Genomic DNA, 19322 nt, shown 5'->3' on the forward strand with positions numbered 1-19322 from the left:
GCCGCCCTGGGACGCGAAGATCGCGCCGCTCTCCGGGGGCGAGAAGCGCCGCGTCGCGCTGTGCCGCCTGCTGCTGAGCAAGCCCGACATGCTGCTGCTCGACGAACCGACCAACCACTTGGACGCCGAGTCGGTGGAGTGGCTGGAGCACTTCCTGCAGCGTTTCCCCGGCACCGTGGTGGCCATCACCCACGACCGCTACTTCCTGGACAACGCGGCCGAGTGGATTCTCGAACTCGACCGTGGCCACGGCATTCCCTGGAAAGGCAATTACTCCGACTGGCTGGACCAGAAGGAACGCCGCCTGGAGACCGAGCAGAAGTCCGAAGACGCCCGCACCAAGGCGATGAAGGAAGAGCTCAAGTGGGTGCGCTCCAACGCCAAGGGCCGCCAGGCCAAGAGCAAGGCGCGTCTGGCCCGCTTCGAGGAGCTGAGCGACGTCGAATACCAGAAGCGCAACGAGACCAACGAGATCTTCATCCCGGTGGCCGAGCGCCTGGGCAACCAGGTGATCGAGTTCAAGGGCGTGAGCAAGTCGTTTGGCGACCGCGTGCTGATCGACAACCTGAGCTTCTCGGTGCCCCCGGGCGCCATCGTCGGCATCATCGGCCCCAACGGCGCCGGCAAGTCGACGCTGTTCCGCATGATCCAGGGCGTGGAAACGCCGGATTCGGGCAGCGTGACCATCGGCCAGACCGCCAAGCTGGCCTTCGTGGACCAGAGCCGCGAGAGCCTGGACGGCACCAAGACCGTGTGGCAGGACGTGTCCGGCGGGCTGGACAACATCACCGTGGGCAAGTTCGTCATGCCCTCGCGCGCCTACATCGGCCGCTTCAACTTCAAGGGCAACGACCAGCAGAAGCTGGTGGGCAACCTCTCGGGCGGTGAGCGCGGCCGCCTGCACCTGGCCAAGACCCTGGCCCAGGGCGGCAACGTGCTGATGCTCGACGAACCGTCGAACGACCTGGACGTCGAAACCCTGCGCGCGCTGGAAGAGGCGCTGCTGGAATTCGCCGGCTCGGCCATGGTGATCTCGCACGACCGCTGGTTCCTCGACCGCATCTGCACCCACATCCTGGCCTGTGAAGGCAACTCGCAGTGGTACTTCTTCGACGGCAACTTCACCGAGTACGAGGCCGACAAGAAGAAGCGCCTGGGCGAAGAGGGTGCACGCCCGAAGCGCGCGCGCTTCAAGAGTTTTTGACGCCCCCCGCGCCGCGCCTGCGGCGCGTCACCCCCCACTGGGGGGCAATGCCTGCGGCCCGGCAAAGCCGGTTCCGCGGCATTCTCGAACTGACTCCCCTTCGCTCCGGACGCATTCATGGAACTATCCGATCAACAAGTGCTTGAAGACACCCGCCGCTGGATCGAGAAGGCGGTGATCGGGTTGAACCTGTGCCCGTTCGCGCGTGCGGTGTACGTGAAGAACCAGGTGCGCATCGTGGTCAGCCGCGCGCGGCACCTGGACGCGTTCCTGGACGAACTGGACCGCGAGCTGGACCTGCTGGTGGCCACGCCGGCCGACGAGATCGACACCACGCTGCTGGTGCACCCCACGCTGTTCCCGGACTTCGAGGTCTTCAACGACTTCATGAATGTGGTCGACGACGTGGTGGCCGAGCACGAGTTCGAAGGCGTGATCCAGGTGGCCAACTTCCACCCGCAGTTCCTGTTCGAGGGTGAAGCGGAAAACGACCCCAGCCACTTCACCAACCGCGCGCCATACCCCACGCTGCACCTGCTGCGCGAAGACAGCGTGGAGCGCGCCGTGGCCTCGGACGGCGGCGACGCCGAGAAGATCGTCGAACGCAACATCGCCACCCTGCGCGGGCTCGGCGCCGACGGCTGGACCGCACTGCTGAAGTCCTGAACTGGCGTTTTTTAGGCCCCTGATCGGGCCTTTGCATCGGGGGCGTGCTGCCCATAATCGTCCGCAAGAACCACCCTCTTGCCCGGTGAACCGCAGCCACCTCCTCCATGAACGCCCGCGCCGACTCCCCTTTTGACGCCTGTCTGAAGGAAGCGCTCGTCCTCTCGGCCGAGTGGGTGCCGCGCTGGCTGACGGCCTTGCACGGCAGCTTGCAGCAGCGCGAGGCCGCGGCCGGCAACCTGCACGACAAACAGGCCTTCGGGCGCGCACGCGTGGTGCTGGAGTCGCACCGCGACCTGCTGGGTGAGCGCTTCCTCTCGTCGCTGGCCGATGCCCTGCACGGCACGGCAGAGGCCGATCACCGACCGTCGGCTGTGCGCTCGTCTGCCGGGCGCAGCCTGGACAGCCTGAGCTTTGACGACCTGGAGCTGATGGACGACCAGCAGGTGCAGCAGACCGTGGAACTCTCACGGGTGCAGCAGGTGGTGAAGATGGCGGCCGACGAAGACCTGGTGGCCTTCAACGCACGCCTGAGCCGTGCCCAAGGCCACGAGGTGGTGCGCCACCAGGCCAATCCCTTGCGTCCCGAGGTGGTGGTGGGTGCCCTGATGCGTGCACTGGGCAGCCTGCACCTGGACGAAGCGGTGCGCGCGCGCTGGCTGCAGCTGGGCGCCGTGCCGCTGGGCAACGAATTGCAGAAGCTCTACCGCCGCCTGACCGACCAGCTCGACCGCTGGGGCGTGCAGCCGGCCGGGTACGTGGTGGTGCAGAACGTGCCGGGTCGCCCGGCCGCGCCCCAGCCGCCCCGGCGCACCGACAGCGTGCCCGCTGCCTCGCTGATCGGCACCGACGCACTGCTCACCCTGGACCACCTGCACCAGCTGCTGGTGGGCAACCTGGACCAGAGCGGGCACGGCGTGTCCGATCACGGTGCGTCCGGCTCGGGCAACGCCATGGTGCGCACGCTGGCGGCCGAGGTGGTCACGCTCATGCTGCGGCGCATCCACGAAGACAACCGCCTGCTGGCCCCGGTGCGCGAACTGGTGCAGGGCCTCAAGCCCGCGCTGCTGCAACTGGCCCGCACCGATCCGAGATTTTTTGCCGACCGGCTCAACCCGGCGCGGCGCCTGCTGGACGTCATCACCGCCCGCGGTCTGGCCTTCACCAGCGAACAGGACCGCGGCTTTGCCGCCTATGCGCAGCAGCTGCAGGCCACGGTGCAGGCGCTGCAGGCGCCCACCGCCAGCCTGCCCGAGCTGTTTCCCCGTCTCTTGCTGAGCCTGGCCCAGAACGACGTGGTGACGCTCGCGCCCGAGCGCGGTCTGGCCATGCAGACGCTGGTGAAGGTGGAGCAGCGCAACCTCCTGGCTGAGCGCGTGGCGGCCGAGATCGCCTCGCGCAACGACTTCGATCGCGCGCCCGGTGTGGTGCGGCGCTTTCTCAGCGGCCCGTGGGCGCAGGTGGTGGCGCAGGCGCGCATGAGCGCCACACAGCCCGGCGGCGCGCCACCGGCCGATGCGCCCGCGTTGCGCTACATGGACCTGCTGCCCGATCTGCTGTGGTCCAGCCAGCTGGCGCTGGCCAGCCGCAACCGGCCGCGGCTGATCAAGGTCATTCCCGGGCTGCTGCGCACGCTGCGCGAAGGGCTGGACAGCATCGACTACCCGCGCCCGCAGGCCGAGGCCTTTTTCCAGACCCTGATGGGCCTGCACGAGGCGGCCTACAAGACCCAGCGCAGCGACACCGGCCCCGACCCGCTGCCCAGCCGCCAGGGCGAGCGGCTGCCCGAGACCTGGGTGCACCCGGGCGAGGCGCGCGACTCCGGCTTCATGGACGACCTGAGCATCGACACCCAGCCGGCCTTTCTGGACACCGAGCCGATGGCCAGCGACTGGCAGCGCCTGCGCGAAGCCGACGCCCGCCCTGCGGGGCCGCTGCCGGTGGGCACCTGGGTGGACCTGCGCGAAGGCGATCAAGACCTGCGTTGCCAGCTGACCTGGGCCAGCCCGCACGGCACCATGTTCCTGTTCAACGCCGCCAACGGGCGCAGCGTGTCGCTCACCTTGCGGGGCATGGAGCGGCTGCGGGAACTGGGCCGCCTGCGCGTGGTGGCCGACCACGGGCTGGTGGACGACGCGCTGGACGCGGTCGCCCGGGAAGCCCTGCGCAACTCCCGGCAGATCGCCGGGCAGGACTGATCAACCCCGGCGCTGCAGCTTCTTGCGCACCAGCGCGATGTTGTTGCGCAACGCGTAGAGCTCGTCGGTGAAGGCCAGCGGCATCACCACCTTTTCCACCTTGGACTCCATGTCGGCCAGCTCGTCGAGCAGCTGCTGCTCGCTCACGCCGTCGGCGGCCGCGGTTTCGTGGCGCTGCTCGATGTCGCGCAGCTCGGCGTACCAGCGGAACACGCGCGAACGGATGCGGAAGGTGTAGAGCGGCGGGATGATGCGCGAGAGCGGCAGCGCCAGCGCGATGATCAGGCCCATGGCCAGCCACATGCGCTCGATCAGGTTGGCCAGCCAGAACGGCAGGTAGCGCTGCAGGAAGGGCGGCCCGTTCTTGATGGCGCGCACCGCTTCGGGCGAGAGCGGCACCTCGCTGTGCTCCAGGCTGGGGTACTCGCGTGCCCGGTTGAACCAGCTCGCGCCGCCGTGCAGGCTGGTGGCCGTTTGCGCGAACAGCTGCAGGATGGCCGGGTGCGTTTTTGCGCTGGCCAGCAGGCTGGTGGTGGAGGCCACCAGGCGCATGTCGCGCTCGGGGATGTTCTTGGACAGCTCCACCACGCCCTGCGGCATCACCACCGGTGTGAGGTAACCGAAGCGGCGTGAGTAGGCCTCGCTTTGTGCGAAGTCCATCAGGCGGATGCCGGGCGATTGCAGCAGCATCTGGACCATCAGCGATTCGGGCGCCGAGGCGAACACCACCGCGTCCAGCTGGCCTTCCAGAAAGGCCACCGTGGCTGGCGTCTGGGCCAGCTCGCTGAGCTGCAACTGCTGGCGGTCCACGCGGTTGACGTCCAGCAGCGTGCCGAACAGGCGCGGCACACCGCTGCCCGCCGTGCCCACGTTGACGCGCCAGTTCCGCAGGTCGGGCAGGGTGGCCACGGTGGGCGTTTGGTTCAGGCGCTGCGCCGCGTCTTCGCGGTAGAACAGCCACAGCGGTTCCACGAACAGGCTGCCCAGCGAGACGATGGATTCTTCATCGTCGTAGCCGATGTCGGCGCTGCCGCCCTGGACAAAGCCCAGGTCGGCCTTGCCGGTGCGCAACAGTTCGAGGTTGTCCGACGAACCTTCGGTGGGCAGCAGTTCGACGGTGATGCCGTAGCGGCGAAGGGCGTCGGCGTAGCGCTTGCCGAATTCGTCGTAGGCGCTCTGGGCCGGGCCGGTGGCCAGCACCACCCGCTTGGGCGGGTTGGGGTCCATCCACCAGTAGGCCAGGCCCAGCAGGGCGATGGTCAGCAGGGCGAAGGGGCCAATCGACACCAGCAGGTCGCGCAGCGAGAGCAGGGTGTAGCGGATGTTTCGGGGCATGCCCGAACCTTAGCACGCACCTCTCAGCCGCCGTGCGGCCGCGATCCGCTCAGCGGCGGAGCGTGGGGGTCTCAAGGTTTCGGCGCTGGGCCGCCCCAAGCCGAAACAGCCCCCCTGGGGGGCAGCGACCCGCGAAGCGGCGGAGCGTGGGGGTCATGTCCTCACATGCGGAAAATCTTCACCGATTCCTGCATCACCTGTGCCTGGGCCTGCAGCGAACTGGCCGCGGCGGCGAGTTCCTCGACCATGGCCGAGTTCTGCTGCGTCACCGAATCGAGCTGGCCCACCGCCTGGTTGATCTGCGACAGGCCGGACGCCTGCTCGCGCGAGGCGCTGGTGATTTCGCTGATCAGGCCGTTGACCTGCTGCACCGCTTCGACCACGTGGCCCATGGTCTTGCCGGCGTTGTTCACGCGGGCACCGCCCTGGGCCACCTGGCTGGCCGATTCGTCGATCAGGGTCTTGATCTCCTTGGCTGCGGTGGAGGTGCGCTGGGCCAGGCTGCGCACCTCGGCGGCCACCACGGCGAAGCCGCGGCCCTGCTCGCCGGCGCGTGCGGCTTCCACCGCGGCGTTGAGCGCGAGGATGTTGGTCTGGAACGAGATGCCTTCGATGACCTGGATGATGTCGCTGATGCGGCTGGACGAACGGCTGATGTCGTCCATGGTGCTGATCACCTCGGCCATGGCGGCGTTGCCTTCGCGCGCTACCGTGGCCGCGCGTTCGGACAGGCCGCTGGCCTCGCGCGCCGAGTTGCTGCTGTGTTCCACGGTGCTGGTGAGCTCTTCCAGCGAGGCGGCGGTTTCCTCCAGGCTGCTGGCCTGGGACTCGGTGCGGGCCGACAGGTCCTGGTTGCCGCTGGCGATTTCGTTGGACGCGACCTGCACGCCTTCGACCTCGCGCCGCACGTCGGAGACGACCGCCTGCAGATTGACGTTGAGCTGGTTGAGGGCACGCGCGAGTTCACCGAACTCGCCGCCGCCCAGGCTGCCCATGCGGGCGGTCAGGTCTCCGGCCGCCATCTGGTTGGCGAAGGCCACGGCGCGTTCCAGCGGTGCCACCATCAGCCGGCGCATGAAGACCGCTGCCGCGATGGCCAGCAACGCGGTGATGCCGACGGCCGCGAGGTGCCAGCCCTCGGCCATGCCTTCGGTGCTGCTTTCGATGAATTGCACGACAAACGCCAGGCCCAGCGCAATGGCGCCGAGTTTCTTGCCCAGCGTGGGGCGCGCCCAGCGTTGCAGGTGGCCGCGCCAGCCGGTGCGCACGGGTTGCCCTTGGTGCAGGGCGATGGAGGGCTGTCCCGACTCGGCTTCTGCCCGCATGCGGGCGTACAAGGCTTCGGCCTGTTCGATCTGTTCGCGCGTGGGCTTGGTGCGCACCGACATGTAGCCGGTGGCCTGGCCGTTCTGCATGACGGGGGTGGCGTTGGCCAGCACCCAGTAGTGGTCGCCGTTTTTGCGACGGTTCTTCACCAGGGCCGACCAGGGTGAACCGCTTTGCAGTGTGGCCCACATGTCCCGGTAGGCTTCGGCCGGCATGTCGGGGTGGCGCACCAGGTTGTGCGGCTGGCCCAGCAGTTCCTCACGTGAGAAACCACTGACGGCGATGAAGGCCGGGTTGCAGTAGGTGATGCGGCTGGTGAGGTCCGTGGTCGATACCAGGGTGACACCATCCGGGATCACGAACTCTTGCTGGGTGATGGGCAGGTTGCTTCTCATGGTGGCTCCGGGTGGCTGATGCTTGACTTTCGTCACTTGGGCGACATTCTTGAATCCCCGTGCGGGGCGCAACGGTCGCCAGTGCACAAAGTCTAGGCAAACCCCCGGTGGCCGAAGGGGCAAAAAAAGCCCGGGTGGTGGCGCTGTTCGAGCGCCACCACCCGGGCTGTGCTACCGATGCCTGACGGCCAGGGCTTTGTGCGTACCTCTGTTCGTACTTTGGGCCTCAGGGCCGTTTCTGGATCTGCAGCACCGTGTAGGCGCCCTGCAGCTTGTCGGCGGTGAAGCGGACCTGGTCACCCACCGCCAGCGTGGCCAGGGCGGCCGGGTCGCGTACCTGGAAGACCATGGTCATGGGCGGCATGTCCAGGTTCTTGATTTCACCGTGGCGCAGGCTGACCTTGCCGGCCGCGGTGTCGATGCGGCGCACCTCGGCGTCGGTCCAGGGCGGCTCGGTCGCGGCGGGGGCACTCTGGGTCGGGGCCGCCGGGGCATGGTCGTGGCCGCCGGTCGGCTGGGCCGCGGCGGGGGCGGCCAGGGTCAGCAGGGCGGCGAACGCGGTGCCGCACAGCGCGGCGATCAGGCGGGCTTGGGGTGGGGTGTGGGTCATGGGGGGCTCCGGTGGAACAGCGGGGACAGCGGTCAGCCGCGGTGGTAGGACTGGTAGACCCGGCTGCTGCCGTCGCGCAGCACCAGCAGCACGTCGTACGGGTCCTTGCGGCCGCCGTATTCGGGACCGTCCATGCCCGGGCTGCCCACCGGCATGCCGGGCACGGTGATGCCGATGGCCGCGGGCTTTTCGGCCAGCAGGCGGCGGATCTCGCGTGCGTTCACATGGCCTTCGACCACGTAACCGCCGATCAGCGCGGTGTGGCAGGAGCCGTACTGGACCGGCAGGCCCAGGCGCTGGCGCATGGCGGTGTTGCCGGTGTCGAACACCTGCACCTGGAAACCGTCGCGCTGCAGGTAGCCGATCCAGTCTTTGCAGCAGCCGCAGTTGGGGTCTTTCCAGACCTGCAGCACCGGCAGCGCGGCAGGGGTGGGTGTGGCGGCGTGGGCCGCCAGCGTGGTGGCGCCCAGCAGGGCGGTGGCGCCGAGGACAAAGGAACGTCGTTGCATGGTGTGCTCCGTTCAAAAAAGGTCAGGGTTTCGGGGTGACGCGCAGGGTGCCGCGCATGCCGGCCTCGTAGTGGCCGGGGATCAGGCAGGCGAATTCGAAGTCGCCCGGTCGGTTGAAGGTCCAGGTGATCTCGCCGCGCTGGCCGGCGCTCACATGGGCCATGTAGGGCTCGTCGTGTTCCATGCCAGGGTGCTGGCGCATCAGCTCGGCGTGGGCTTGCAGCTCGTCTGGCGTGCCGATCACCAGCTCGTGCAGTGCTTTGCCGCGGTTGGCGATGCGCAGGCGCAGCGTTTCGCCTTCGCGCACGGTGAGGTGCGACGGCGTGAAGCGCATGTCGTCGCCCATGCGGATGGTCACGGTGCGGTTCGCCTCGGCGGGGGCGGCGGCGATGCCCCAGGGTTTTTGCTCGCGCACCAGCGGGCGAGCGGCCCCTTTGTGCGGGTTCTCGCCGTGGGCGCGGGCTGCCACGGGCAGCAGGGCCGGCATGGCCAGCAATCCGAGGTGTTGCAGCAGCCGGCGGCGTGGGATGGGGGACGTGTTCATTCGGTGCGGTGTCAGTGGTGGTGGTGTTGGGCGCCCGCGGGCTTGCGGACGGTGGCGTCGGGCGTGCCGCCAGTAGGGGCGTTTGCGGGGGTCTTTGGAGCAGTCGGTGCGTTGGCCGGCGTGGGCACTTCGCGCGCCTGCGTGCCCGCGGGCATGGCGTACCAGCCGGGGTCGCTGTAGTCGCCCGCCTTCTGGTCGGCGCGCACCTTGAGCGTGGTGAACATGCCGCCCATTTCGATGGCGCCGTAGGGTCCGGTGCCGGTCATCATGGGGAAGGTGTTGTCGGGCAGCTCCATCTGCATCTCGCCCATGTCGGCCATGCCACGCTCGCCCATGACCATGTAGTCGGGGTTGACCTTCTGCAGCCGGCCCACCAGCCCGCGGTGGTCGGCGCCGATCATGGTGGGCACGGCGTGCCCCATGGCGCCCATGGTGTGGTGGCTCTTGTGGCAGTGCATGGCCCAGTCGCCCGGTTCGTCGGCGATGAACTCGAGCTGCCGCATCTGGCCTACCGCCACGTCGGTGGTCACCTCGGGCCAGCGTGCGGTCCTGGGCACCGGTCCGCCGTCGGTGCCGGTCACCTCGAACTCGATGCCGTGGATGTGCACCGGGTGGTTGGTCATGGTCAGGTTGCCCACGCGCACCCGCACCCGCTCGCCCAGGCGCGCCACCAGCGGGCTGATGCCCGGGAACACCCGGCTGTTCCAGGCCCAGATGTTCTGTTCCAGCATGGTGTTGACCTGGGGCGTGCGGCTGCCGGGCTCGACGTCAAACGCGTTGAGCAGGAAGCAGTAGTCGCGCTGCACGTCGTCGATCAGTGGGTGTTTCGCCCTGGGGTGGGTGACCCAGAAGCCCATCATGCCCATGGCCATCTGCGTCATTTCGTCGGCGTGCGGGTGGTACATGAAGGTGCCGGGGCGCTTGGCCACGAACTCGTAGACAAAGGTCTTGCCCGGCGGGATCTGCGGCTGGTTCAGGCCGCCGACGCCGTCCATGCCGTTGGGCAGGCGCTGGCCGTGCCAGTGGATGGTGGTGTGTTCGGGCAGGCGGTTGGTGACGTACAGGCGCACGCGGTCGCCTTCCACCACCTCGATGGTCGGCCCCGGGCTCTGTCCGTTGTAGCCCCACATGTTGACCAGGAAGCCGGGCGCCATTTCGCGCACCACGGGTTCGGCCACCAGGAGGAATTCCTTGACGCCGTCGTTCAGGCGCCAGGGCAGGGTCCAGCCGTTGAGCGTGACCACGGAGTTGTACGGTCGGCCCGCGCCGGTGACGCCGGGCGGCGTCCAGGGGGGTGCGGTGTCGGCCGAGGTTTGTTGCACCGCCTCGGGGATGGCGGCGAGGGCCGCACGGCCCACGCTGGCGGCGGCCAGTGCGGTGGCGGCACCGGCGAAAAAGTGGCGTCGTTGCAGGCCAGCGGCGACCGGCCGCCCGAAGGCGCTGGCGCCTCCCTCGGGGGGCAGCGAACGAAGTGTGCGTGGGGGCTGTGTCTCGCCAGCGGTGCCCGGCCGCCCGAAGGCGCTGGCGTCCCCCTCGGGGGGCAGCGAACGAAGTACGCGTGGGGGCTGTGTCATCTCAGTGGTCTCCGTCTGGGGTGGCGCTGGCGGCGCTGGTGTTGTCGCCGGCACCGGCAGGGCTGTAGCCGCCCCCGGCCAGCAGGGCCTGCCAGTCGGCAAGGGCCAGCCAGTGGTCGCGACGGGCCTGCGCGGCGTCCTGCGCGCCCTGCAGGCGTTCGCGCGCGGCGGCCAGCAGGTCCCAGGTGCTTTGCAGCATGCCGTTGTAACGCAGCAGGGTTTCCTGCTCGGCCGCTTGCAGCAGGGGCAGCGTCACGTCCTGCGCGTGGCGCGCGCTGGCGTGGCTGGTCTGCAGACGGGCCCAGGCCTCGCGCGCCCACGAACGGCGTTCGCTGGCGGCCTGCAGCAGCTGCGCCTCGGCCTGCACGGCGCGCTCCAGCGCGTGGTCTTTGAGCAGGCGCGTGTCGGCCAGGGTGGGGGGCTGCGCGGGGGCGGCCGCCAGGGCCTCGGCCTGTGCGTGGGCCCAGGCCTGGCGTTGCGCGGCCGGCACGGCAACCTGCTGGCGCCGCAGCTGTTCGGCCTGCCACGCCAGCGCAGGGTGGCTGGCCAGCACCTGCGCTTCGGTCGGGGCGTTGGCGGGCAGGGGCGGCAGGGCGGGCAGCTCGGTGGGCAGGCGTTGCGGCAGGGCCAGCACCGCGTCGGCCTGCCACAGGCCCAGCGCGCGGGCCAGTGCCTCGGTGGCGCTGTGGGCGGTTTGCTGGGTCTGCAGCCAGGCGGCTTCGGCACGGGCCTGGGTCAGCTGCTCGCGCAGCAGGCGGGCCTGGCTCCAGTTGCCGGCCGCCACCATGCGCTGGCCCAGCTCGGCGCCGATGCGCGTACTCTCCAGCGCGGCGGCCTGGTGGCGCAGCGCGGTGTGCGCGGCCACCGCGGTGATCCAGCCGCGGCGCACGCTGTGTTCCAGCGCCAGCCGCGCCTGCTGGCGGGCCTGGCGCTCGACGGCGCTGGTGCCAGGGCGCTCGATCAGAACCGGGTGCAGGGCCAGGGCCAGGCGCACCGCTTCGTCGGCGCCCAGGGGGACTGGTGGTGGGGTGGCGGGGGCGGTTCGGGCAGGCGGCGTTTGGCCGGCCTCCCATCGCAGCAGGTCGGCGTGGCCGCGCGGAAATTCGGCCACCTGCTGGTTGGCCTGGCGCCAGCGGGCCAGCGCTTCGCGCAGGTCGCGCGGGGTGGCCGCCAGCACAGGCGCGGCCAGGGGCAGCAACGCAGGCGATGCCAGGGCAGGCGCTGGCGTGGCCGGGTCGGCCGCGGCCAGGGCGTCGGACGGGGTTTGTGCGCCGGCCATGCGGGCGCCGAGCGCGCACGCACTGGCGGTGAGGGTGACGGCGCACCAGCGCCGCCAGCGGCGCTGAACAACGGGCGGCAAAGACCGCCGGGGGCTTGTCATGGGGTTCTCCTGAGATCACGGACCGGCGTCCGCGCGCCCTGTGGGGGCTGCAGCGGACGCACCACGGGTGTGAGGGCTCAGGCGATGGGGGGCTTGTGCTGGCCGGGCAGCACGGCGCTGGCAAAGCGCACGCCGGTGCAGGCCGGACGGCTGGCCTGCACCGGCGGGGCACTGCTGCAGGCCAGCGGGCTGCTCAGCACGCTGCCATGGCAGATGTCGCAACTGCTGCAGCCGGTGTGGTGACCGGTGCCGTCGGTGTGGCTGGTGTGATCGGCGTGCGCTGCAGGGCCGCTGGCAAGGGGCGCCATTGCGTGGGGGCCGGCACCATGGTCCATGGCCGCAGAACGGTCCCCATGGCAGGGCGGCAGCTTCGTCTGCACCGCTGCCACCGCCACTGCTGGTGACGACACGGCCGCCAGGGCCATGACATCGCCCGCCCAGGCGCGCAGGGGCAGCAGGACGATCAGCAGGAGCAGCAGGCAGCGGTGCATGGTGGGAATGATAGGCCTTGGCGGGTGATGGTTCCCCGCACCGGGCCGGTCAACAACCGGCGCCGGCGGGTCTTTGGCGGTTCGACCCGGCTGCGCGCCTCGCACCGGGGCGGGTTCAGTGCCCCAGGATCTTGGACAGGAAGTCCTTGCTGCGCTCGTTTTGCGGGTGGTTGAAGAACTCCTCGGGGGTGTTCTGTTCCACCACCTGACCCTGGTCCATGAAGATCACGCGGTCCGCCACGGCCTTGGCAAAGCCCATTTCGTGCGTCACGCACAGCATGGTCATGCCCTGGTCGGCCAGGCCGATCATCACGTCCAGCACCTCTTTGATCATCTCCGGGTCGAGCGCCGAGGTCGGCTCGTCGAACAGCATGATCTTGGGTTTGAGACACAGCGCCCGCGCAATCGCCACGCGCTGCTGCTGACCGCCGGAGAGCTGCAACGGGTACTTGTTGGCGTGCTCGGCGATGCGCACCCGTTCGAGCTGGTGCATGGCTTTCTCGATCGCTTCGTTGCGCGGCATCTTCGCGACCCAGGTCGGCGACAGGATCAGGTTTTCCAGCACGGTCAGGTGCGGGAACAGGTTGAACTGCTGGAACACCATGCCCACTTCGCGGCGCACGCGGTCCACGCCTTTGAGGTCGTCACCGACCACGGTGCCATCCACCGTGAGCTGGCCCTCCTGGTATTCCTCCAGCGCGTTGACGCAGCGGATGAGCGTGGACTTGCCGGAACCGGACGGACCGCAGATCACGACCTTCTCTCCCTTGGCGAAGTCGAGGTCGATGTCGCGCAGCACGTGGTAGCCATTGCTGGCGTACCACTTGTTGACCTTCTCGAAACGGATGATGGGGGCTTCTTGTGGGCTCATGGGAGGGCTTTCTGAATCGGGTGAAGTGGTGACTTCAAGCACGCACCGAGGAACCGGCTTTGCCGGGCCTCTGGTGTGGTCCCTCCTTCAAGGGGGGAAGACGCGGAGCGGCGCAGGGGGGTCATCTCACCTTGCTGACCGCGGTGCGCTGCTCGACCCAGAGGGAGTAGCGCGACATCGCGAAGCAGAACGTGAAATAGATCAGGGTGATGAAAAAGTAGGCTTCCAGCTTGAACGGACGCCAGTCGGCATCGGCGTTGAGCGCCAGGGCCAGCGCGCCGGTGAGTTCGTAGAGCGAGACGATGGTGACCAGCGAGGTGTCCTTGAACATGCCGATGAAGGTGTTCATCAGCGATGGCACCACCAGCGACAGCGCCTGTGGCAGCACGATCTTGCGTTGCGTCTGCCAGTAGGTCAGGCCCAGCGTCGCGGCCGCTTCGGTCTGTCCCTTGGGCAGGGCCTGCAGGCCGCCACGCACCACCTCGGCCATGTAGGCGGCCGAGAAGAGGGTGATGCCCACCACCACACGGATCAGCACGTCGATGCTCACGCCGTGCGGCATGAACAGGGGCAGCATGAACGAGGCCATGAACAGCACCGTGATCAGCGGCACGCCTCGGATCAGCTCCACATACAGCGTGCACAGGGTCCTGATCGCCGGCATGGTCGAACGGCGCCCCAGTGCGACCACGATGGACAGCGGAAAAGCCATCGTCATCGAGATCACCGTGAGCATCACGGTCAGCGGCAGGCCGCCCCACTGGTCGGTCGGCACCTCCGTCAGGCCGAGCACGCCACCCTTCATGAGCGTGAAGTAGACGACCAGCATCACGGCCCACATCAGCGGCAGCATCCGGTTCCAGAAGCGTGGCATGCAGCTGGCCCCGACCACCGCCAGCATCAGCGCGGTGGCGATCACCGGGCGCCAGTGCTCGACCAGCGGATAGCGGCCCATGACGATCTGGCGCCCTTTTTCGGACACCACGCCCCAGCAGGCGCCGACGCCGCGGACGCTGTTGCAGGCTTCGAGGTTGGCCCCGAACACCGCGTGCACGACGGACCAGTTCAGCGCGTGGTACAGCGCAAAAAGGGCCACGGCCAGCAGGCTCAGGGTCATCAGGCTGTTGAGCGGTGTCGAAAACAGGTTGGCCTTGAGCCAGGCACCGGCACCGGTGGAGTGGCCCGGCATCGGGCGCGGCGAGATCGGTTGAAAGGTGGCTTGTTCCATGTGTCGCTCCTCAGCGTTCGCGGATCGCCGCGCTGGCGTTGAACCAGTTCATCAGCGCCGACGTGATCAGGGACAGCGTCAGGTAGACCGCCATCACGATCGACAGCGCCTCGATGGCGCGGCCGGTCTGGTTGAGCGTGGTGTTGGCGATCGACACCAGTTCGGGGTAACCGATGGCCACGGCCAGCGACGAGTTCTTGGTCAGGTTCAGGTACTGGCTGGTCAGCGGCGGAATGATCACGCGCAACGCCTGCGGCAGCACCACCAGCCGCATCGACTGGCGTTTGCTCAGGCCCAGCGAGGCCGAGGCCTCGTGCTGACCCAGCGACACAGAAGCAATGCCCGAGCGCACGATTTCGGCGATGAACGACGCGGTGTAGAACACCAGGCCGATCAGCAGCGCCATGAACTCGGGCGTGACGGCGGCGCCGTTCTCGATCTGGAAATCGCCACGCGTCGGCAGGCTCCAGGTGGTCGGGGCGCCGCCCAGCAGCCAGCCGATCAGCGACAGGCCGACGACGAGCGCGATGTTGACCAGGAAGACAGGGCGTTGGTGTCCGGTCTGGTCGAAGTGCCGGCGCGCCATGCGGCTGTGGTACCAGGCCGCGAACACGCCCGCCGCTGCGCCCACCAGCGCCAGGCTCTGGCCGGTCTGCCACTCGGGCCAGGGGAACGAGAAGACGTTTTTGCTGACGAAGAAGTGGCCGAATTGCCAGGCTTCGTCATAGGCCGGCAGCACTTCGGTGAACACGATGTACCAGATCAGCAGCTGCAGGTACACGGGGACGTTGCGGAAGAACTCGACATACCAGTAGCAGATCTTGCGCAGCAGGTAGTTGCCCGAGAAACGACCGACACCGATCATGGTGCCGAGCAAGGTCGCCAGCACGATGCCGATGACCGCGACTTTGAGCGTGTTGAGCAGGCCGATGGAAAACGCCGTCCAGTAGCTGCTCATCACGTCGTACGGAATGAGCGTTTCGCTGACGTCGAAACCGAAGGGCTCGCTGAGGAAGTCGTAGCCGCTCTGGATGCCGCGCTCGCGCATGTTGGTCAGCGTGTTGCGCACCAGCAGCGCCACGAAACCGACCACGGAAAGCATCGCAATGACTTGGTAGAGGACGCCGCGTCCTTCGCGGCTGTTCCAGGAAATGGATCGGCGGCGCCGGCCGGGTTGCGGCCGTGCTTCGATCATCGGACTTGTGTTCATGACGTCGGTCCCGATTCAGGATTCAAGAGGCGTAAAAAAACCGGCACAAGCACCTGGGGAATTCCTTCCACAGGCCACTCGTGCCAGTGTTCGTCCACGAAGGTGGAGACAGATCAGCGCAGGGGCGGGGCGTACAGGAAGCCGCCGTTGCTCCACAGCGCGTTCTTGCCGCGCGGCAGGTTCAGCGGGGTCTTCGGGCCGACGTTGCGGTCATAGATCTCGCCGTAGTTGCCCACCGCCTTGATCGAGCGGGCCAGCCATTCCTTGTCCAGGCCCAACAGCTTGCCCAGGTCTTCGGTGGAGCCCAGCATGCGGCCGACTTGCGGGTCGGTGCTCTTCTTCATCTCTTCCACGTTGGCGGCGGTGATGCCGTACTCCTCGGCTTCGATCAGGCCGTTGAGCACCCATTTGGTGATCGCGAACCACTCGTCGTCACCGCGGCGCACCATCGGGCCCAGGGGCTCCTTGGAGATCAGATCGGGCAGGATCACGTGGGCCGACGGGTCCTTGGCTTCCTTGGCCCGGGTCGAAGCCAGGCCGGAGGCGTCGGTCGTGTAGGCCTGGCAGCGGCCGGAGAAGTAGGCGCCGGTGGAGGCTTCGAGCTTCTCAAACACCACGGGCTTGAGGTTGAGCTTGTTGGCGCGCGAGTAGTCGGTCAGGTTCTTCTCGGTCGTGGTGCCGGACTGCACGCAGACCGTGGCGCCTTTGAGCTGCTTGGCGCTGGTGATCTTGCCCTTGGGCACCAGGAAGCCCTGGCCGTCGTAGTAGTTCACGCCGACAAAGTTCAGGCCCAGCGACGCGTCGCGGGTGAGCGTGTTGGTGGTGTTGCGAGAGAGCACGTCGACTTCACCGGACTGCAGCGCCGTGAAGCGTTGCTGCGCGTTCAGCGGCACCCACTTGACCTTGCTGGCGTCGCCCAGCACGGCCGCGGCCAGGGCCTTGCAGTAGTCGGCGTCCAGGCCGGTCCAGTTGCCGCTGGCGTCGGACTGCGAGAAGCCCGCCAGGCCGGTGTTGACGCCGCAGACGACCTGACCACGGCTCTTGATGGCATCCAGCGTCTTGCCGGCGTGTGCGGGCAGGCTGGTGAGGGCGGCCACGGCACCCAGGGACATCACAGCCAGCTTCAGGGAACTCATTTTCATCGGTCACTCCGGTTGGTAAGGAAGTTGTGAACAGAGAGGGGCAAGGTGCACCGGATCGGGGCATCCCGCATCAGCCAAAAGAATGTATTCCGGCCCATCAGGCCGAGGCATCGGGGTTTACGTGGGAAAACTATGCGAAAAATGTATGACCGCATCGCTTGCCGGTTTGCCCTGGTGCGGTGTGGTTCCGGTCAGCAGATTCCATGCCAGCCGCACGCTCCGCGGGCGGTCCCGCCAGCGACAAGCGTGCTTTCCTTTTGGCTGCGCACAACCGTATGCTGCGATCGAAAAAGAGCACCTGGAGACAAGCCCATGACGATCGATCCCCTTGCCCCGTCCCGCCCGCACCACCGCTTCTGGCCGCGGCGGCTGCCGCACCGCATCACGCCGCCGGCCACGTCGCTGTGGTTCAACCTGGTGGTCAGCGCCACGCGCTACCCGGACAAGCCCGCCCTGGTCTTCTTCGACCGCACCACTACGTACCGCGACCTGCACGACCAGGCCGAGCGCCTGGCCGCCCACCTGCACGCGCAAGGCGTGAAGTCGGGGGACCGCGTCATCCTGTTCATGCAGAACTGCCCGCAGTGGGTGGTGGCGCACTACGCCATCCTGCGCGCCAATGCGGTGGTGGTGCCGGTCAACCCCATGAACCGGGCCGAGGAGCTCAAGCACTACATCACCGACCCGGATGTGAAGGTCGCCATCAGCGCGGCCGACCTGGCGGGTGACCTGCTGCAGGCCAACGCCGAGCTGCCCGAGGCGCAGCGCCTGTCGCACCTGGTGGTGGCGCACTACCACGACGCCATGGGGCCGCAGGCCGAGATGCCGGCCGCCTGGGAGCCCTGGCTGCGCCCGCGCCACCCGCTGCCCGCCATGCCCGGCGGCAGCGTGGCCGACTGGACCGAGGCCGTGGCCTGCAGCGCTGCGCCGCCGGTGCACGACCGCCGGCCCGAAGACCTGAGCGTGCTGCCCTACACCAGCGGCACCACCGGCCTGCCCAAAGGCTGCATGCACACCCACGCGAGCCTGATGCACAACGCCGTGGCCGGTCAGCTGTGGACCGGTGGCACGCACGAAAACGTCTCGCTGGTGGTGGTGCCCATGTTCCACATCACCGGCATGGTGGTGGGCATGCACTCGGGCGTGTACACCGGGGCCACGCTGGTCATCATGCCGCGCTGGGACCGCGAGCTGGCTGGGCGGCTGATCTCCACCTGGAAGGTCACGCACTGGAGCAACATCCCCACGATGGTCATTGACCTGCTGGCCAGCCCGCGCTTTGACCAGTACGACCTGTCCAGCCTGGTCTTCATCGGCGGGGGTGGCGCGGCCATGCCGCAGGCGGTGGCGCAGCGCCTGTTCGAGCAGTTCGGCCTGCGCTACGCCGAAGGTTATGGCCTGACCGAGACCGCGGCCCCATCGCACAACAATCCGGCCGACAACCCCAAGCAGCAGTGCCTGGGCATCCCGTTCCTGAGCGTGGACGCGCGCGTGGTCGACCCCGACACGCTGCAGGAAATGCCGCAGGGCGAGGCTGGCGAAATCATCATCCGTGGCCCGCAGGTGTTCAGCGGCTACTGGAAACGGCCCGATGCGACCGAGGCCGCCTTCATCGACTTCCATGGCCAGAAGTTCTTTCGCTCCGGCGACCTGGGCCGGGTCGACGAGGACGGTTACTTCTTCATCACCGACCGCCTCAAACGCATGATCAACGCCAGCGGCTTCAAGGTCTGGCCGGCGGAGGTGGAGGCGCTGATGTTCAAGCACCCGGCCATCGCAGAGGCCTGCGTCATCAGCACGAAAGACGGCTACCGAGGCGAGAGCGTGAAGGCTGTGGTGGTGTTGCGCGACGCCGCGCGTGGCCAGACCACGGAGCAGGACATCGTGGACTGGTGCCGCGAGCACATGGCCGTCTACAAGGCGCCGCGCGTGGTGCAATTTGTGGACGCGCTGCCCAAGAGCGGCAGCGGCAAGGTGATGTGGCGCCTTCTGCAGGAGCAGGAGGTCGTGCCCACCTGAGGCCACGCCGTGCGCAGCACCATCGCCCCATGAAGCCGGTCTCGCACCCCCTGTGGTGCCTGTGGCAACCGCGCCGCGGGCTGTTCTGGCTGGTGCTGCTGACGAATGCGCTCTCCGCGCTTCTGGTGGCGTTTCTGCAGATCGCGCAGCCCGAGGGCGCTCTGCGCTGGGCGGTCAGTCTGCTGGCCTTGACCGACACCTTGCTGGGCTGGTGGCTGCTGCGGCGCTTGTGGCTGGACAGCGGCGCGCCGGCCGCCGACCCGAACCGCCGACCCGAACCGCTGACCGATCTGTCCGGCGCGCTCAGGCGCCGGCTTCGGGTGCCGGCACGATGTGGCGGTAGGCGTGCCAGGTGGCGTGGCCGATCACGGGGCCGACGATGAACAGGCCCAGGAAGGCCGGCAACATGGCCAGCACGATGCTGCCCGTGATCAGCGCGCCCCAGAACAGCATCACGCCCGGGTTCTGCACGCAGGCGCGGATGCTGGTCAGCCCAGCCGAAACCGCGTCGACCTGGCGGTCCATGATCATCGGGATGGAGATCACGCTGGTCACGAAGATCAGGCCGGCGAAGACGCCACCGACCAGCGTGTAGGTGATGAGGAATCCGATGTTCTGC

Annotated in this window: 17 protein-coding genes; 4 read left to right on the forward strand and 13 right to left on the reverse strand. The window is 68.2% G+C overall.

Annotation, left to right across the window (positions count from 1 at the left end):
• The 3 genes from ettA to ACR2JA_RS04440 form a co-directional block, all read left to right on the forward strand.
• A partial coding sequence (gene ettA / locus ACR2JA_RS04430) for an energy-dependent translational throttle protein EttA (protein WP_434007908.1) occupies positions 1–1204 on the forward strand: 1204 nt, incomplete at its 5' end.
• Positions 1205–1321: 117 nt separating this feature from the next.
• The gene (locus ACR2JA_RS04435) at positions 1322–1870 is read left to right on the forward strand and encodes a DUF1415 domain-containing protein (RefSeq protein ID WP_434007909.1); all 549 of its coding nucleotides are present in this window, start codon (positions 1322–1324) and stop codon (positions 1868–1870) included.
• Positions 1871–1977: 107 nt separating this feature from the next.
• Positions 1978–4068, forward strand: a complete 2091-nt coding sequence (locus ACR2JA_RS04440; protein ID WP_434007910.1) for a DUF1631 family protein — start codon at positions 1978–1980, stop codon at positions 4066–4068.
• Here ACR2JA_RS04440 and ACR2JA_RS04445 read toward each other — a convergent pair whose 3' ends face one another.
• From ACR2JA_RS04445 to ACR2JA_RS04500, 12 genes are all read right to left on the reverse strand, one after another.
• Positions 4069–5403, reverse strand: coding sequence for a TAXI family TRAP transporter solute-binding subunit (locus ACR2JA_RS04445; protein WP_434007911.1), 1335 nt, complete (start codon positions 5401–5403; stop codon positions 4069–4071).
• Positions 5404–5564: 161 nt separating this feature from the next.
• A complete protein-coding gene (locus ACR2JA_RS04450; RefSeq protein WP_434007912.1) occupies positions 5565–7124 on the reverse strand; it encodes a methyl-accepting chemotaxis protein in 1560 nt (519 codons plus the stop codon).
• A gap of 226 nt (positions 7125–7350) precedes the next feature.
• Positions 7351–7734, reverse strand: coding sequence for a copper-binding protein (locus ACR2JA_RS04455; RefSeq protein WP_434007913.1), 384 nt, complete (start codon positions 7732–7734; stop codon positions 7351–7353).
• A 32-nt stretch (positions 7735–7766) separates the two neighbouring features.
• Positions 7767–8243: a DUF411 domain-containing protein gene (locus ACR2JA_RS04460; protein ID WP_434007914.1), complete on the reverse strand. Its 477-nt coding sequence runs from the start codon at positions 8241–8243 to the stop codon at positions 7767–7769.
• A 22-nt stretch (positions 8244–8265) separates the two neighbouring features.
• Entirely contained in the window at positions 8266–8730 is a 465-nt protein-coding gene (locus ACR2JA_RS04465) for a cupredoxin domain-containing protein (RefSeq protein ID WP_434007923.1), read from the reverse strand.
• A gap of 68 nt (positions 8731–8798) precedes the next feature.
• On the reverse strand, positions 8799–10199 hold the full coding sequence (locus tag ACR2JA_RS04470) for a multicopper oxidase family protein (protein WP_434007924.1): 1401 nt from the start codon (positions 10197–10199) through the stop codon (positions 8799–8801).
• A gap of 163 nt (positions 10200–10362) precedes the next feature.
• Complete coding sequence (locus tag ACR2JA_RS04475) at positions 10363–11742, reverse strand: TolC family protein (RefSeq protein WP_434007915.1); 1380 nt, start codon at positions 11740–11742, stop codon at positions 10363–10365.
• A gap of 77 nt (positions 11743–11819) precedes the next feature.
• Positions 11820–12233 carry a hypothetical protein gene (locus ACR2JA_RS04480; protein WP_434007916.1) on the reverse strand — a complete coding sequence of 138 codons (414 nt, stop codon included), beginning with the start codon at positions 12231–12233 and terminating at the stop codon, positions 11820–11822.
• 115 nt (positions 12234–12348) lie between these two features.
• A complete protein-coding gene (locus ACR2JA_RS04485; protein ID WP_434007917.1) occupies positions 12349–13104 on the reverse strand; it encodes an amino acid ABC transporter ATP-binding protein in 756 nt (251 codons plus the stop codon).
• A 121-nt stretch (positions 13105–13225) separates the two neighbouring features.
• Positions 13226–14332, reverse strand: a complete 1107-nt coding sequence (locus tag ACR2JA_RS04490; RefSeq protein ID WP_434007918.1) for an amino acid ABC transporter permease — start codon at positions 14330–14332, stop codon at positions 13226–13228.
• A gap of 10 nt (positions 14333–14342) precedes the next feature.
• A complete protein-coding gene (locus ACR2JA_RS04495) occupies positions 14343–15542 on the reverse strand; it encodes an amino acid ABC transporter permease (RefSeq protein WP_434007919.1) in 1200 nt (399 codons plus the stop codon).
• Between the two features lie 113 nt (positions 15543–15655).
• Positions 15656–16684 (reverse strand): amino acid ABC transporter substrate-binding protein, encoded by a 1029-nt coding sequence (locus ACR2JA_RS04500; protein WP_434007920.1) that lies wholly within the window; start codon positions 16682–16684, stop codon positions 15656–15658.
• A gap of 312 nt (positions 16685–16996) precedes the next feature.
• On the opposite strand from ACR2JA_RS04500, the gene ACR2JA_RS04505 reads away from it, so the two are divergent.
• Complete coding sequence (locus ACR2JA_RS04505; protein WP_434007921.1) at positions 16997–18703, forward strand: long-chain fatty acid--CoA ligase; 1707 nt, start codon at positions 16997–16999, stop codon at positions 18701–18703.
• A gap of 303 nt (positions 18704–19006) precedes the next feature.
• On the opposite strand, the gene ACR2JA_RS04510 is transcribed toward ACR2JA_RS04505, so the two are convergent.
• Positions 19007–19322 (reverse strand): DUF2189 domain-containing protein (locus tag ACR2JA_RS04510; RefSeq protein ID WP_434007922.1); only part of this gene is annotated, 316 nt, incomplete at its 5' end.

The organism is Hydrogenophaga sp. (genome assembly GCF_051007235.1).
Classification (GTDB): Bacteria; Pseudomonadota; Gammaproteobacteria; order Burkholderiales; family Burkholderiaceae_C; genus Hydrogenophaga.